Source organism: Novosphingobium sp. (assembly GCF_032093395.1).
GTDB lineage: Bacteria > Pseudomonadota > Alphaproteobacteria > Sphingomonadales > Sphingomonadaceae > Novosphingobium.
Map to the genome: position 1 here is coordinate 1 of NZ_DAMDBA010000100.1, position 15,980 is coordinate 15,980.

Here is a 15,980-nt window from a genome sequence, read left to right on the forward strand (position 1 = left end):
AGCCACCGGCGCGGAAGTGACAGTGCGTTATGCCTTCGCCGATGAAACCGGGAAGGGTGGGGCGGGGAAAGGCGAGGCCGTCCGCTTCGAGACGCATTACCGCATGGCGGGCGACGGCAGCGTCGAGGTGGAAGGCGCGTTCACACCGGTAACCACCGACTTGCCGGACCCGCTGCGGATCGGATTTGCCTTCGCCACCGTGGGCGGCTTTAAGACCGTCGAGTGGTATGGACGCGGCCCGCATGAAAGCTACGCCGACCGCAAGACCAGCGCGATGATCGCACTCTGGCGCGGGGCGCTTGCCGACCAGAACCACGATTACCAGCGCCCGCAGGAAACCGGCACCAAGACCGATGTGCGCTGGATGTCGCTCTCGCCCATCCACGGCCCATCCTTGCGCATCGCGGGGGATCAGCCGTTGACGATGAACGCGCTGGCGTTCCCTTATGCCGACCTGTCCCGCCGCGCGCCCGGTACGCGCAAGAGCACCGATATCTTGCCGCAGGAAACCGGTTCGCTGATGGTCGATGGAATCCAGTCGGGCGTGGGCGGAGACACGACATGGAATGAGGTCGGTCGGCCGCTGCCGCAGTACCGCGTCCCCGTTGCACCGCTGCGGTTCAAGTTCCGCCTCACACCATTTGTAAATGGTGGCCTTGAAAACGACGGCGCACGTCCCGCGCAGGCAACGGTAGTGCAGTGAGCATGTCCAACGGCCCGCTGTTCGCCGCGATCGAGGCCGGCGGCACCAAGTTCGTTTGCGGCATCGGCTCCAGCGAAGGATCGCTACGGACGGTGACGATTCCGACCCGCGATCCCGAAGCTACATTGTCCGACGTGGAGGCGTTCCTGGACGAAGCCATAGCCGCGTTCGGCCCGATTGCGGCCATCGGTATCGGCTCTTTCGGGCCGCTCGAACTCGATCGGACATCGCCGCGTTACGGGCACATTCTCGCGACTCCGAAGGCGGGCTGGCAAGGCACCGATATGCCCTCGCGGCTGGGCGAGCGATACGGCGTTTCGGTGAGCATCGATACCGATGTCAATGCTGCGGCGCTGGCAGAGATGCACGCGCATGACGTCGACAGTCTCGCCTATGTAACGGTGGGAACCGGGATCGGCGCGGGTATCGTCGTGCAGGGCAATACCGTACGCGGCCTTGGCCATCCCGAATGTGGCCATATTGCCGTGAGGCGTCATCCCGTCCATGAGGATTTCGCAGGCGTCTGCCCCTATCACGGAGATTGCCTCGAAGGATTGGCGAGCGGACCTGCGCTTCAGGCCGCCTGGGGCACGACTGCCAGCCACATTCCCGAAGACCATCCTGCCTGGGAGGCACAAGCCGACTATCTGGCCCAGCTCTGCGTTACCCTTATCCTGACCGTGGCCCCGCAGCGCATTGTGCTTGGTGGCGGAGTGATGAGCAGGCCGTTCCTGCTCGACATGGTTCGCGCCGCCGCTTTGCGGTTCCTGAACGGATATTGCGTCCAGTGGGACGTGGCGAAGGCGAACGAGGCACTTCTCCTGCCTCGTTCGCTGGAGCCGCCCGGTCTTGTCGGATCGTACCTGATTGCAAGTTAAGACTTGGTTAGAACTAGGATACATTAGCGCGGTAGGGTGTACGGTTTCAGAGGCTGCGGCAGGGAACATTGATTGGCGCATTAGATGCAAAAGGCAGCATTAGGCGGTAGTTCCCCATCGACCGCTTTGTTCGTGCCACGTCGTTCAGGTGCATCCGCAATTTGTTGACCCGAAGGCAGCTGTCAGTGAACCGAGATAAGGTGGTCTACGTCCGCTTAGTCGGCGGAATCTTGAGGCAAGCTGGGCAGGGCGCTTACGGCGGGTCGCGACCAGAATGCGTCGTTCCGCAGCGATGTTGGGAATGTCGGCTCGCGCCGGCACCTGCTGATCGGGACTGCCAAAAATTCGGCGGCTCAACACGTCACCTCAGAATTCTGAAATCTGCGATTTAGGCAAACCGCAGCAGTCCCGCTTTCCTATCTCAAGGGAAGTTTCGGGAGAAACAATCGGGAACAGGTTTTGGGAACGCGATCCGATTGCCGCTACTGTGCCGACGGTCTTGCGCTTGCTGTCCCGTTGTAACCTCATAATCGGGAAGGTGGAACGTCAGCATTATTCGGTGTCGTGGCGAGCCCGTGTTCGGCGGGGAAGTGCCGCGACGATGTTCAGCGATCGACGTTCTGATCGTGTCTGATAAAGCCCGAGACAGATCAGCGCCCCGATCGCGAGAACGACAAGCGATCCCGCTGCGAACCAATCGCCGGTGACGATGATCTTACCGGCTGGCGTGCGCCATTTTCGTTGACCGGCAAAGATGAACGGCACGACCAGCAATCCCCGCGCCAGAAGGATGACTGCAAAAATTCCGAGTGTGCCCCGGAGGAAAATTAGTCTGGTCCTCCGGCGAGCCACCAAGAAGCACGACAATGCCATGCCGACGAGCAATGCCGCGATAGCGAGCGTGCCGAGCAGCGCGGGCCAGCTTCCGATGGCAGCGGAAGCAACAATCGATGGTGGAGCCCCTAATGCAGCCATCCATTGCGGACCGCCCAACCACGCGGCAAGATGCACCACGGCACCGGCAAGCAATCCAGTGGCGGAAAGATCGAGTGCCAATCCGAGCGGCGGGTGTGTGCTGTTCATGCAATACGTCATAAGCCCGGACCTGCCTAGCGCAAGCGGTTGACCGCATTCTCGCAAATCGATCGTTTTCGGGACTGCCGCCTAATGGCAGCTCGTGGCAAGAACTGCCGTTCACTTTGCGGAATGGGAATGACGGCTATATCCCATCTCTGGCTGTTCAGAATCACCTTCATTTCGGTGAACGAAGGGCGGCTTTCAGGACGGCAACGTGAGGTGATGAACGGCCGCTCTGTCGGCGGCGCTGGTCTTGACTTCAGCTGCAGGCGGGGGAACCAGAAGGCGAACCTTCCGCTCCGAATTAAATCAGCTTCCGCGTCGAAATCAGCAAGAGTTTCCGCATTGGGCGGCGCGGCAGTGCTGCCCAGCCGCCCAATCTTATCACTCATCGTGCTGATTGCATGCGCTTCATAAAGGCATTGATATCAAGCACCGGCGATGCCGGCGTGTAGGTTCCGTCGAGAACGAATTGAAGATATCGCCCTGAAGCCTTGAGGTACTCGTCATCCTGCGCCGCCGCATCATCGATCGCGGGCCGGACGAGGCTCGCCTTCGGTCCCAGGTAGGTGAGTGCGTTGATCGCCTGGAGGCGGACGCGCGGGTTTGGATGTTCCGCGAGAAGCCTGCCCAAGAGCTGAACCGGCGCATGCTCGCCAGTGAACCCGGCCGCAAGTTCGGCAAGCGCAACGCGTACATGATCGGAAGGATCGGAATCCATCCGCTGGATGACGTCTGCCTGGGCGGGGCGAGCGGCTTGACCGAGGATCAACAGGCCTTGCGCCGCCCAGTATCGAACAATGGCGTTTTCGTCCTTCAGCTGCGCTTGCAGGGCCTCAAGATTGGCAGGATCGCCTTTCGCGGCCAAAGCCGCCACCTCCATGATCCGGGGGAGGGGGTAGGCACCTGGCTGACGACTTTGCAGGTATCCTTCCGGCTCTGCGCCCTCAGGTATGAAGCCGTTGTCGTTCACTTCGACCATGTGCGTGTCCAGAGCGCGGCGCATCTCCTCGATCCTGGCGTGATGCGCCGGCGCATCGATGAGGTTCGCGACTTGGTCGCGATCGCTCTCGAGATCGAAGAATTGCTCGAACGGCTTGTGCTGCCAGTAGAGTTCCTGAACCGGGTTCAGCGTGCCCGCAAGATACGCCGCCTCCCAATCCTGGTAGCCCTTGGCGACCCATTGGAACTGGCCGTGCTGTCCCCAGGGACGGTGCGGCGAATAATTGCGGATGTAGCGATAACGACCGTCCGTGACGGTGCGTGACATGTCGTAGCGCTCATCCATGCGGTTGCGCATACCGAAGGCATACCGCTTGGGCTTGGCCGCATAGGGGCCGAGGAAGGCCGACCCCTGCATGTGCGCGGGCTTGGCGATCCCGGCAAGCGACAGAACCGTGGGGGGAAGGTCGATGAACGTCACCGGCGCGCGTACCTCGCGGCCCGGCGCACCGGGAGCGAGATGGCGCCATTTTTCCGGAAAGCGCACTATCATGGCGCAGCGCAGGCCTTCATCGTAGCAGTAGCGCTTGCTGCGCGGCAGGACGCCGCCATTGTCGGAGTAGTAGAAGACGATCGTATCTTCCGCGAGGCCCCCCGCGTCGAGTTCCGCGAGCCGGGCTGCGATCTCTCCGTCCATCGCCTCCATTCGGTTATAGTAGGTTGCGAAGTCCTGCCGGATGCCGGGGGTGTCCGGGAGATAGGCGGGCAGATGGATGTCCTGAGGCTTCACCCGGCCGTCTAGCGGCTGGAAGATACTCGATTCATGCGTGGTTTCGGTGTTGAACACCGCGAAGAAAGGGGCATCGCCGGGCCGATTCCGCCAATGCGCGTCCTTGCTGGAGGCATTCCAGATCCGCGCAGGATCGAGGTCAGAGTTGTAGTCCGTCTTCGCGTTATTGGTGCAGTAATATCCCTCGGCCCGCAGATACTCCGGAAAACCGGCGAGCAGCGGCGGAAGCTTTGCCAAGGCCCGCATGTTGTGGGCGGGACCCGCACTTTCAGGGTGGACGCCGGTAATGATGCCGAACCGGGAAGGGGCACATACCGGCGCGTTGGAATAGACGTTGCGGTAAAGCACGCCCTCCTGCGCCATCCGATCGAGGGTCGGCGTATGGGCAAGGTTGTCGCCGTAAGCGCCGATGAAAGGATTGTTGTCCTCGCTGACGAGCCAGAGAATATTGGGCCGCGCGCGATCGGCGGGGATCGCCTGCACTTTCGCGGCAAGTCCGGTGGCGGCCGCTGCCGCGCCGGAGGAAAGGAGGTTTCTGCGGGAAATGCGGGTCATGCCCTTGGTCCTCAGTAGCTGAACGTGAAGGTCGCGCCGAAGTAGCGGTCGGCGTCCTTCGGAATGAAGCCGGTCAGATTGTACGGATTGGCGGCATTGGTCAGGACCGAGGCGCGGCCCATGCCGTTGACGAAGTGCTGGTTCGTCAGGTTGCGCGCGAACAGTGTCACGCCGAAGCGGCCGTCCTGACGTCGCAGGCCGAGGCTGAGGTCGAAGGTGGCATAAGCGCCTTGCACAAGGTCGCGGTCCTGCTCAAGGGCGAACTGGATCCTGGACTGGGCATTGCCCGAGAGCTGGCCGAAGGCGGCGAATTCAGTCCCGGCGATGTCGCTCTCATAGCGTAGGGTGGCCGTGCCGCGCCACTTGGGCGAATTGGGAATGCGTCCGTCGCGTACGTTAAGCAGCGGGGTGGCCCCTGCGGCCGTGCGATAGCACTGGTTGACGGGGCGGTCGGCACGAACCGCTGCGGCCCCCTGATCGTATAGCGGACAACTGAGGCCGTCGACATCGACGCTGGCGTCGAGATAGGTTCCACCGCCGCTGACCGTCAGGCCGCGCGCGGGACGAGCCGTGAACTCGATCTCGACGCCCTTGGTCCTGGCGCTGCCTGCATTGGTCGGCACGAAGCTCGTGGTGTTGGTGACGGGATCGGTTTGGGCAGCCTGAACCTGGAGATCCGTGTAATCGGCGTAGAAGAGCGCCGTGTTCACGGTCAGCAGACGATCGAGCAGGTCGAGCTTGACGCCCGCCTCCCATGCCTTGACCGTTTCGGGGCGAACCGCGCGTTGGTTCGCGAAGTCGGCGCTCACCTCAAGATCATAGGCGGCGCCCTTGTAGCCGCGCGTCCAGGTTACGTAGGCCTGTGCATTTGGAGAGAAGCGATACTGCAGGCCGATTTTGCCGGACAGGTCGGTATCCGCAGTGGATCCATCGCCGATCGAGGCGGCCAGGAGCGGGGTGTCGCCGCTGACCAGCGCCGTTCCGGGCCGGTTGCCCGCATAGCGCACGGTTTCACGCTGGAGACGCCACCCGCCGATGAGCGAGAGACGGTCGATAACGTTCCATTCCGCCTGACCGAATGCGGCCCACTGCCGGGTCTCTCCGGAAGCCTCGTGCCAGGTCGAGAGATTGGTGACGTTCGGGCATATGGCGCCGACCGTCGTCGTGCCCCCGGCGCAGGACTGAAGGCGGCGACGGAAGCCGCGGCTCAGGTCGAGGTCGAGGTAGTAGAGGCCCAGCACATAGGTCAGTGGGCGATGCTCGGGTGAGGTTAGGCGCAGTTCCTGCGTGAACTGGCGCACACCGGCTGGACCGCCGTTGAGGAGGTATTTGCTCTGACCATAGGGCAACAGCAGCGGCCCGTCGTAGGGAAGGCCGTCGACATCCACGTTGTTGTCGAAGTCGAACTTCTGCCAGGCCGTCACGGATGTCAGGGTATGATCGCCAAGTTCCAGATTGCCTTCGAGCGAGACGATCCATTGCCGGGTGTCATTGAAGGACGGCGTATCAATGTTGACCTGGCGGTTGTGTCGCCCGGCCACGACCGGCGCGATCAGCGAGGCGAGCAGCGGGGTGGCGACCTGGAGGTACTGCGGCTGGCAGCAATCGGCATCGGTCTTGCGGTAGTCGGCGGTCAATAGCAGGTTGAGCCGTTCCGCGGCGTCCCAGTCGAGCTTGCCGCGCAGACCCCAGCTCCTGAAGCCGTTCTTGTCCTTGCCGGTTGCCACGTTGTCGATTTGGCCGCCGACATCGTTGTAGAAACCGCCCAGCCGGGCCCGGAGCGTGTCCGAAAGCGGGCCGGAAACGGTGCCTTTCACGCGGTACTCGTCCTGCTCGGCGATGGTCGCCTCGGCGCGGCCCGTCCACTCGTGGGTAGGCCTTGCCGTGACCACGCTGATCACACCGCCCGTGGCATTCTTACCGAACAGGGTGCCTTGCGGCCCTCGCAGGACCTCGACGCGTTCGATATCGGCGAGGTCTACGAAGCCCTGCGCCTGCCGCGCGAGGACCACGCCGTCGACTACGGTCGACACGGAGGATTCGGATCCCTGGTTGAACAGCGAGGTGCCGATACCGCGGATCCGAAAAGTGGAATTGGAGACGTTGTTGTTCTGGGTATAGGTCAACGACGGGATCGCGTTGGCGAGGGCATTGGTATCGTTGATCTGGCGTGAAGCCAGGGTGTCACCCGACAGGGCAGTGACCGCGAGCGGCACGTCCTGCAAACGTTCGGTCCGCTTCTGCGAGGTTACGACGATCTCGCCCGGAATCTCTTCGCGCGATTGCGCCTGCGCGCCGACCGCGCATAGCGCTGAACCGAGGAAGAGCGAAATGGCAGTGATACGGCGCCTTGAAAGCCTGCAACGGTATTCCACGCTGAAAATCCTTTATCTGTCTGGATCGGGCAAAGCTTCGCTCTTCGCGACACCAAAGTTTCGCGAGGCGACAGATGCCGAAGAAGCCCCGCCCGAAGCTCAAGGCGGAGCGGCGGCGATCAAATGTTCAATTGAATGCGGCCGACAGCCGTCTCCAAGGAGCGAATTGCCCCATTTTCCCTCCTGTGATGACGTTTGGCGCAGTCCTGGCGTGGTCGCCTCGGATGCTGGGTGGCTCTGGATATCGGCGCTCGTCAAACGAGCGCGTGCAGGCCGCCCCTACATTCTCAACCTATTCGGTGGATATAATTCGGTCAATGAACTAAATCTATCGAGAGGAGAAAACCCAGCTTCTGGCTCAACCGGTGTAGATCCGTTCGAGCGCCAGGCTAGCCGATCCCTTCCAGATATCGTCCTCGTCAATCGGCTGCAGTCGAATGCTTGTCCGTTCTAACAGTGACGGCAAGACCTGCGAGGCGACGGTTTTGTGCAAGGCAGGCTCCATGAGCAGACCGTGCCGTGGATGCAGGGTCTGGACGACCACACGGCCTGGATCCTGCTCGTTGACGTGGCTGGCGATGGCGGTGCCGAGCGCTCTTCCGGCGAGGTCGAATGCGGCTACTGCTGCCGGCTCTCCCCGTAGCGCATCCTCCACCGTCCGCTCGAACGAAGCGGAGAAGGCGGCGGCATCGCGGGGAAGGTCGCCTGTGAGGCCTGTGGACGTCACGATGCCGATTGCACTGGCATATGTGACGAGGCATCCCGTCCCTCCGCAGTGACAGGCTCGTCCGCCTTCGAAGGCCACTTTGACGTGGCCGAACTCGCTGTTCATCCCGTGAAAACCGCTTTGAAGCGTTCCTCCGGCATAACGGGCGGCGCCCATTCCAAGCTCCATGAGCGCAATGAGGGTAAAGTCGTCCTGGCCGCCATCCTCACCGAACCAGTGTGCTGCCCGGGCGAGAATGCTGGCGCGGTTTTCGAGAGTGACGGGCAGGCCAAGCAACTTCGACAGTTCGCGTCCCAGGGGTATCGGAGCGTGGGGCGCGGCCGGTGGCAGCCAGTGGATAACGCCTCCATGGCGATCTACATGGCCCGGAATGACCACTCCAACCCCGCCGATCGATGTGCGGTCGAGCTTCGACGCCGCAACCGCAGCCTCGATGCAACCGGTCAGCCGCGCGGGCAAGCTGACAAGGTCGGTAAGGTCGCCCAGCGCCGAAATGCACGAGAACAGCCGCTCACCTTGAAGGTTTACGATATCGATGGAAGCCGCGCCATCCGAGATGGGAAAGAGCGTGACAGCGTGGCCACGATCTTCAGCAATGGCTAAGCTGATCCGAGGGCGGCCGCGACCAATTGCCGGAACGACATTTTCGCAGATCAGGCCCGTCTCGATCATGTCGCCGACGATGGCGGTGACCGTGCTTTTCGTCAGGCCGGCCCGCTCCGCAAGCTCGGTTCGCGAAATGCCGCTTTGGCGGCGGATCAGCTTGAGCAGCCGCAGGCGAGTTAGATCGTCTAAATTCTTGCGCAAAGATGGGAACCATTCGGCAGATGGCTGACGGTCCGCGGGAATGAACCCTGAAGGGGACGGATGTCAAATTTCCGGCAGTTTGATCCAGATCCAGCGTGTCTTGCTTGACAACCGATCGCATGGCGAGCTTGCGGGGCAAAGAGCCTTCCCCACAAGCCACCGCCCCGTCGGACGGACTAAAGCTGTGGCGTTCCCAGCATGTTGGCACCGCCCCCCGCCGCTACTCAGTCTGCGCGCGAACGCCAGCTTCGTCCCACGATACGGTTTGGCCGCGGTAAAACCGACCCTTCACGGTCATTCAGCGCCAGACTTATCTAAATGTCTAAAAATCATATGCTTATGCGGACTTCTTCTAGGGGATCGCGATTTTTTACGAAGAGTGCATACTTTGAAGCGTCTTCTGGCCGCGCTCAGGTGTTCACACGATCGCCCGAGGGAGCGTGGTGACATGGGGAACAGGCTCCACCCCCGTCGCTTTCTTATGTGACTTCCAGCATGAGAAACAATTATGACCACCGTTGCGCAAGTGATCGTCGAAACCCTGGCGGCTGCGGGGGCTTCCCGTTGCTACGGGGTGCCCGGCGATACTTTAAACCATGTTACCGACGCGATCCGGCAAAGCGGCATACGATGGGTCCATGTGCGCCATGAGGAAGCTGGTGGGTTCGCTGCCGGGGCAGACGCGCTGCTTACCGGAGAACTGGCGCTTTGTGCGGGTTCATGCGGGCCGGGCAGCCTCCACTTCATCAACGGCCTGTTCGAATCCCACCGCAATCGCGCTCCGGTGGTACTGATCGCCAGCCAGATCGTACGTGACGAACTCGGTTTCGATTTCCCGCAAGAGGTGGATTTCAAAGCGATCTACCAAAGCTGCTCGGTCTTCTGCGAGGAAATCCGCACGCCAGAACAGGCCCGCCGCAAAACAGCCATGGCGGCGCAGGCGGCATTGTCGAAGCGCGGCGTCGCAGTGCTGATCGTCCCAGCGGATGTTTCGAGTGCGAAAGCTCCTGAAGAGCCACCCTTTGCCGTTCACCGCGCCGATCCCGTGGTGTGCCCCTCTCACGTCGAACTGGAGCGGATCGCGCACTTGCTGAACGACGGGCGCAAGGTCGCCATCTACGGTGGCTCGGGTTGCGAGAAGGCCCATGACGAAGTCGTGGCGCTGGCACAGGCGCTTCAGGCTCCTGTCGCGCATACCTCGCGCGCCAAGGACTTTCTGGAGTACGACAATCCCTACGATGTCGGCATGACCGGGATATTCGGTGGCGAGGCCGGCTATCACGCCCTCATGGATTGCGACACGCTGCTGCTTCTGGGTTGCGATTTCGCGTGGCGACAGTTCTATCCGGCTAAGGCGAAGATCATCCAGGTCGATCTGGATGGTACGCATTTGGGACGCAGGCATCCGGTCGATCTCGGTGTGGTGGGCGATATCCAGGCCACTCTGCGCGCGCTGCTGCCGCATGTCGCCGCGCGTTCGGACCGGGCCTTCCTGGATGAGTGTCTGGAGCGACGCACGAAGATGCAGGAAAAGCAGGCCAAGCGCGCCACGGTCGGCAAGGGCGGCGCGATCCACCCGCAGTACCTTACCGAAGTGATATCCCGCGCAGCGCCTGACGACGCCATCTACACCGCGGATGGCGGATCGCCGATGGTTTGGTCTTTGCGTCATGTGGCCGCGACCGGGCGCAACCGAACCGTGGTCAGCCTCAGCCATGGCACGATGGCTAACGCGATGCCGCAGGCGCTTGGCGCCAAGGCCGCCTTTCCGGACCGGACGGTGATCTCGTTGTCGGGAGATGGCGGCCTTGCCATGCTGCTCGGCGATTTGCTGACGGCAGTTCAGGAGAAGCTGCCGATCAAAGTGGCGGTGTTCAACAACAGCGCGCTCGATTTCGTGGAGATCGAACAGAAGGTCGAAGGTCTGCTGGATACCTATACGGATCTGCTCAACCCCGATTTCGGCCGCGTGGCCGAAGCGGTCGGGTTCTGGGGGCGCCGGGTGGAGCAGGCCGAAGACCTCGAAGGCGCGGTGCGTGATTGGCTGGCGACACCTGGTCCGGCCTTGCTTGACGTCGTGACCGACCGGTTCGAGCTTGTCATGCCGCCCAAGATCGAAGCAGGACAGGTTGCCGGCATGGCGCTCTATTCGGCGAAGGCGGTGCTGGGTGGCCGCGCTGCAGATGTAGCAGGCCTTATCCGTAACCTGCTGCCATGAGCGGGCGTCCCGGGCTGGTTGCCGCGCTCACCCGCGACCACGCGCTCTCTCGCAATCTGGTCCTACTGTCAGGGCTGGTCGGAACTTTGGCGGCGCTGGTCGCGGGAAGGCGTTATCCCAATGCCTTTTGGGCCCTCGTAATCATCCTGCCGGTTTTTATGTTGTCACTGATCGATCTGTTCCAGACTGAGCATTCGCTACGTCGCAATTATCCGGCATCCGCACGTTTTCGCTGGTTCTTCGAATGGCTGCGACCGTTCCTTCGAGCCTACATCGTAGAAAGCGACCTGGACGGTCGGCCCTTCAGCCATGACGAGCGCGCCTTGGTCTACGCACGCGCCAAGGGCGATGTCTCGGCTCATCCTTTCGGAACAGAGCTGGATGTCTATTCCGACGAGTACGAATGGCTGGCGCACAGCATCGCCCCTTCGCGCGACGCACCAAAAGAGACGCGGGTACATGTGGGAACGACCCAATGTTCCCGGCCCTATGAGGCGGCCCGTCTCAATATATCCGCGATGAGTTTCGGAGCGCTCGGCGCGAACGCCATAGAGGCGTTGAACCTTGGTGCCCGCATGGGCGGCTTCTATCATGACACCGGGGAAGGCGGCCTCTCGGCCTATCATCTGAAGCATGGCGGCGACATCGTTTGGGAGATCGGTTCGGGCTACTTCGGCTGTCGTGACAAGGACGGCCGCTTCGATCCTGCGCGCTTCGCGGAGCGGGCGGCTCACGATGCCGTGAAGATGACCGAGATCAAGCTGAGCCAGGGTGCCAAGCCTGGTCACGGCGGGCTTCTGCCCGGCCCAAAGGTGACGCGGGAGATCGCGCAGACGCGCGATGTCCCGGAAGGGGAGGACTGCCTGTCACCGCCCTGGCATACAGCGTTTTCCACCCCCATCGAGCTTGTCGAATTCGCTGCAAGAATGCGCGATGCGTCCGGCGGGAAGCCTGTGGGCATCAAGCTGTGCGTAGGCTACCCGCACGAACTCTTCTCCGTAGTGAAGGCCATGCTTGAGACGGGCATCCTCATCGACTTCATCGTCATCGACGGTGCCGAAGGCGGCACGGGCGCGGCCCCGACCGAGTTGTCCGATCGCGTAGGCATGCCGCTGCGCGAAGGCCTGATCCTGGCGCGCAATGCGCTGGTGGGCGCGAACCTGAAAGGCCACGTGAAGCTGGCTGCTTCCGGCAAGATCAGCTCAGGTGCAAACATCGCGATGAATGCCGCCCTCGGCGCGGACTGGTGCAATGCCGCACGCGCTTTCATGTTCTCGCTCGGCTGCGTGCAGTCGATGCGCTGTCACACCGACACGTGCCCAACGGGTGTGGCAACGCAATCCCCGGCGCGCCAACGTGCGCTCGTCATTCCGGAAAAGGCGGAGCGGGTGGCCCGGTTCCAGCGATCGACCCTTGACGCTCTGCACGACATCGTGGTCGCCTGCGGACTGCAATCGCCCGACGAGTTCACTCCGGATGGACTGCGGCAGCGGATCAGCGCGGTGGAAATGCGCTCGATCGATGAACTCTATCCTTTCGTCGAGCCGAGCGAACTCCTGTCCGGTGTACGCGATCCCCGCATAGCTCGGTGGTGGGCGCAGGCGGATGCAACCACGTTCCAGCGACGCGTTCCGTAATCATTGAACACACCAGCGGGAGCTGGGCCTTATGCAGAACGCCAGGAACTCTGGATGCGAGACGCTGCGGCAATATCAGAACAAAACGGTCGCGGATAAGCCCAAATTAAGCGCGGGTTTGAAGTCGCCCACGAAACTGGGGTTGCGGATGTAGTTGATCGACGGCGATAGGAACAGGCCGTCAAAAGCGTGGAAGGCGTAAAGTGCGCCGAGCGAAAACTGGCTTTTATGGGCAATGCCGCCAGCCTGCTCGACAGCCTGGGCGCCGGTACGACTGAAGCTGTTCAGGCCGACGGTGACCGTGACCTGATCGAGCGGCCGTCCGGGGACCAGGCCCAGCGCATAGACCCGCGCTTCCAGACTGCGCTTGTAAACGTTGACCGTATCTTTCGCGAATAGTGCCGAGGCGCCAAGGTAGATGCCCTTGTAGGCCATGGCTTTATCGGGCTGGTACACTTGATAATCCGCCAGGGCATAGGCCGACCAGTTCCGCTCCTGCCCGGCACCATCGAGGCGGTCATAAAGCGTGGTGTTGTAGCTTGCGCCGGCTCGCAGCCAAATCTGGCGGCTGTCGGATGAGGATGGACGCCGCAGGCCGACTTCCTGAATGAATAGCGCCTTGGCGCCGGGGCGAGTGAACTTAAGGCCAGCCCCGGCGCTGGCGGCATCGGCGGACATGCCCTGTGGCAGGATGCTGCGCTGGATCGCCGACTTGGAGTACCAACCGCCTTTCGCGTTGACCTGCACATTGAAGCTGGGTGCCAGGGCGGTGCCGCCACTCATGCCCGTCGACAACGGGATCGACCCAGCGACGCCGCTGGCGAGAATGGGATTACCGCCAGCGAAAATCCCTACGAAATCGGAGAGGTTCTGGTTGTATCCCGCCTTCACTTCGATAGTGCGATCGAGGAAACTGCTGAACACCGTGAGGTTGGAGAAACGGGCTCCCGAAGGCCCCAGTTGTCGCCAATTAGCGATGCTGAAAAGTCCGCCAACATTGATCTGGGTGATGTCCTCGCCTGTTCCACCGACTTTCCAGCTCAGGCGCAACTCATTGCTCTGGGTGAAGGTCAATTTTTGCCCGGTGTAGCTTTGCGCACCATCGGCGAGCCCGTTCCCGGAGACATCTCGGGTCAGGGTGTTCGAACTGACGCCGCGAAAATAAAGATCGTTATCGTAGAGCCAGGAACGGACGCCCCCAGCATCCTTGGTCAGTGTCTGGCCGACACCGGGAAAGTCAGTCGTCTGGCCTTGCGTTCTGAGCTTATCGAACTCCATGAACTTCGCCGCCTCGCGACGCGCCCTTGACCGGTCGTCGTTATCGCCGTTTGAGGTGGCAGCCTTGGTATCGATCGATGGCGCCCTGGCCGAGGGCGGCGGCGCTTCCGGCGATTGCCCTTGCAGGCCTGGCGATCGATCTGTCTCGGCGTCTTCCTGGGCGAGGGCGGCCTCGGGGACTGGAAAGATGGAAAGAGCACACGATAGCGAGAGCAAACTACGCAAAGTCGATAAGGGCATGAACAGACACAGTTCCCTGAAGTGAAACCACTCAAAGACCCCGCGCATTCGCCTGTTCCTCTTCCGGGGGCGCACACCGCTCCGGCGTGGCCTCATCGCCAGTGCGATAGGCGGCTGCGCAATACTGTTGTGCGACCAGGTATTGCTGAAGTTTGTCTGGACGCATCGATAATGAAGGCACCGTTTTGATCAAAGCCGAGTGAGCGAACAATATGCGTAATCGAATGTCTCGGGCTTCCAATAAGGAGTGTAGTCTGTTGAACTCTATCATTGTATCGGGCGAGCAGGCCGGCGCCGAAAAGGCACGTTTCGGCGCGGCTCGTACATTGTGGAGAAATTTTTGGGGGCGGCTGCGGACAGGGTTGAAATAAAAGCTTTATAAAACACTATTTTTACGCTAAATTTTTATATACTTCCCCCGCAACCAAAGCCCTACACGTTCGAATGTCCGTCTCGTCCGGGGACATCCTCCAACGACTACTTTCCAAATCATATCAAATACTTTTGACAATTCTGCAACGCGGTCTCGCGTCCCGCCACGTCCCGCCTGTGACCCTGTCCCGGAAAATGCTCCAGCAGAAATGAAAGGAATCTGGCAAAATCGAAGCTGAGTGTAGCTGGAGATTTTGCATGAAGTCGAAGTTCACGGGCGAGCAGATCGCGTTGGCCGCCGTGAGGTCGATTTCTACTTGGAGGATCTTGGCGGCGCTCTCTATGTCGAGACCGGACGGCATGCGGCCTCCCGCGACCGCACGAGCGAGGTCGATACGATTTCGATTGCGGGTAAATCCGCCGTCGATGCCTTCACGACTCTGTTGCAGTATGGCGTTGTGCATGCGCTTCGGCACGCGGGGCGATCCCTATCCTCTAAGTGATGAAAACCTTGCCAACTGAAAGACCGCGTACCGGATTATAGAATATCCCCCTTGCGGTTCGGCGCGGAGGGCTACCTTCCCCCAACACGCGACATTGCGGCAATCGCGGACATCGCTCGTTTCTCGCAATACACGTCGTAGGGCGGTCAAAACAACCGCCATAAGCCGCAGTTCGCCGGCTTCCCCGATGGTGAATGCACGGCTGCTCTGCAGCATTGGAATCGGAACCACGAACGGGGGCTTCATTGGCGTTCAGGATTACAAGACAGACTTACAATAAGGTGCAGTGTCGCACGCAAATAGAATAGGACGGCAAGCTGTTGGTGCTGACCTGCCGTCCCATTCGCAAAGCACTGCCGTTAGCCGTTCAACTTGTCCTTGATGGCCTTGGCGGGGACGAACGTAAGCTTCTTCGACGCTGCGATCTGGATGGTTTCGCCGGTCGAAGGATTTCGACCTTCGCGAGCCGGAGAGTCCTTCACTTTGAACTTTCCAAAGCCATTCAGCGAAATTTCCTCGCCCGCAGCAGCCGCATCGGCAATCGCTAAGAAGACCGCATCGACCGTCTTCTTCGCATCGGCCTTAGTGATGCCGGCTTCAGCAGCCAGCTTTTCGGCGAGGTCCGAATTGTTCATTGTGTATTCTCCTGCTGTGATGACTGAATTACGCTGGGAGAATTATAGCGGCCGAGACGGGTGAGCAATGTCATCCCGCCAACGCCTGTGCACAGTTCACCCGAGCTTTCTGCATCAGTGCATGTCTCACTGCGTCTCATGATGGCTAGATCGCCGTAGTAAGCGAATGTCGGGATCGGCCAAATCCAGCCCCCGCAACCATAGCAAATTGCAGAACATCGGCTGATTTGGACGCCTTCGTAG

General features: G+C 61.2%; 11 protein-coding genes and 1 pseudogene. 4 read left to right on the plus strand and 8 right to left on the minus strand.

The window, feature by feature from the left end:
* Together RT424_RS21720 and RT424_RS21725 are read left to right on the plus strand one after the other, a co-directional pair.
* Positions 1-703, plus strand: a pseudogene (locus RT424_RS21720) (beta-galactosidase); the annotation flags it as partial.
* Positions 704-705: 2 nt separating this feature from the next.
* Entirely contained in the window at positions 706-1,581 is an 876-nt protein-coding gene (locus RT424_RS21725; protein WP_313442504.1) for an ROK family protein, read from the plus strand.
* Positions 1,582-2,133: 552 nt separating this feature from the next.
* Here the strand turns inward: RT424_RS21725 and RT424_RS21730 are convergent.
* From RT424_RS21730 to RT424_RS21750, 5 genes are all read right to left on the minus strand, one after another.
* Positions 2,134-2,664 (minus strand): hypothetical protein, encoded by a 531-nt coding sequence (locus RT424_RS21730; protein WP_313442485.1) that lies wholly within the window; start codon positions 2,662-2,664, stop codon positions 2,134-2,136.
* 26 nt (positions 2,665-2,690) lie between these two features.
* A complete protein-coding gene (locus RT424_RS21735) occupies positions 2,691-3,050 on the minus strand; it encodes a hypothetical protein (RefSeq protein WP_313442486.1) in 360 nt (119 codons plus the stop codon).
* Positions 3,047-4,945, minus strand: coding sequence for a sulfatase-like hydrolase/transferase (locus RT424_RS21740; protein WP_313442488.1), 1,899 nt, complete (start codon positions 4,943-4,945; stop codon positions 3,047-3,049). The genes RT424_RS21735 and RT424_RS21740 overlap by 4 nt, the downstream gene beginning before the upstream one ends.
* 11 nt (positions 4,946-4,956) lie before the next feature.
* A complete protein-coding gene (locus RT424_RS21745; RefSeq protein WP_313442490.1) occupies positions 4,957-7,320 on the minus strand; it encodes a TonB-dependent receptor in 2,364 nt (787 codons plus the stop codon).
* A gap of 358 nt (positions 7,321-7,678) precedes the next feature.
* Positions 7,679-8,854 carry an ROK family transcriptional regulator gene (locus RT424_RS21750; RefSeq protein ID WP_313442492.1) on the minus strand — a complete coding sequence of 392 codons (1,176 nt, stop codon included), beginning with the start codon at positions 8,852-8,854 and terminating at the stop codon, positions 7,679-7,681.
* 508 nt (positions 8,855-9,362) lie between these two features.
* Here RT424_RS21750 and RT424_RS21755 point away from each other — a divergent pair.
* The gene (locus RT424_RS21755; RefSeq protein WP_313442494.1) at positions 9,363-11,072 is read left to right on the plus strand and encodes a thiamine pyrophosphate-dependent enzyme; all 1,710 of its coding nucleotides are present in this window, start codon (positions 9,363-9,365) and stop codon (positions 11,070-11,072) included.
* Positions 11,069-12,709 (plus strand): FMN-binding glutamate synthase family protein, encoded by a 1,641-nt coding sequence (locus RT424_RS21760; protein WP_313442496.1) that lies wholly within the window; start codon positions 11,069-11,071, stop codon positions 12,707-12,709. The genes RT424_RS21755 and RT424_RS21760 overlap by 4 nt, the downstream gene beginning before the upstream one ends.
* A 75-nt stretch (positions 12,710-12,784) precedes the next feature.
* Here RT424_RS21760 and RT424_RS21765 read toward each other — a convergent pair whose 3' ends face one another.
* From RT424_RS21765 to RT424_RS21775, 3 genes are all read right to left on the minus strand, one after another.
* The gene (locus RT424_RS21765; protein WP_313442498.1) at positions 12,785-14,275 is read right to left on the minus strand and encodes a carbohydrate porin; all 1,491 of its coding nucleotides are present in this window, start codon (positions 14,273-14,275) and stop codon (positions 12,785-12,787) included.
* 446 nt (positions 14,276-14,721) lie between these two features.
* Positions 14,722-15,075, minus strand: a complete 354-nt coding sequence (locus RT424_RS21770) for a hypothetical protein (protein WP_313442500.1) — start codon at positions 15,073-15,075, stop codon at positions 14,722-14,724.
* A 386-nt stretch (positions 15,076-15,461) separates the two neighbouring features.
* The gene (locus RT424_RS21775) at positions 15,462-15,737 is read right to left on the minus strand and encodes an HU family DNA-binding protein (RefSeq protein ID WP_313442502.1); all 276 of its coding nucleotides are present in this window, start codon (positions 15,735-15,737) and stop codon (positions 15,462-15,464) included.
* Positions 15,738-15,980: the final 243 nt, after the last annotated feature.

Bases quoted from the DNA above. Each gene is read 5' to 3' on its own strand.
- RT424_RS21725 (WP_313442504.1), top strand. From the start codon at position 706: ATGTCCAACGGCCCGCTGTTCGCCGCGATCGAGGCCGGCGGCACCAAG.
- RT424_RS21730 (WP_313442485.1), bottom strand. From the start codon at position 2,664: ATGAACAGCACACACCCGCCGCTCGGATTGGCACTCGATCTTTCCGCC.
- RT424_RS21735 (WP_313442486.1), bottom strand. From the start codon at position 3,050: ATGAGTGATAAGATTGGGCGGCTGGGCAGCACTGCCGCGCCGCCCAAT.
- RT424_RS21740 (WP_313442488.1), bottom strand. From the start codon at position 4,945: ATGACCCGCATTTCCCGCAGAAACCTCCTTTCCTCCGGCGCGGCAGCG.
- RT424_RS21755 (WP_313442494.1), top strand. From the start codon at position 9,363: ATGACCACCGTTGCGCAAGTGATCGTCGAAACCCTGGCGGCTGCGGGG.
- RT424_RS21760 (WP_313442496.1), top strand. From the start codon at position 11,069: ATGAGCGGGCGTCCCGGGCTGGTTGCCGCGCTCACCCGCGACCACGCG.
- RT424_RS21765 (WP_313442498.1), bottom strand. From the start codon at position 14,275: ATGCGCGGGGTCTTTGAGTGGTTTCACTTCAGGGAACTGTGTCTGTTC.
- RT424_RS21775 (WP_313442502.1), bottom strand. From the start codon at position 15,737: ATGAACAATTCGGACCTCGCCGAAAAGCTGGCTGCTGAAGCCGGCATC.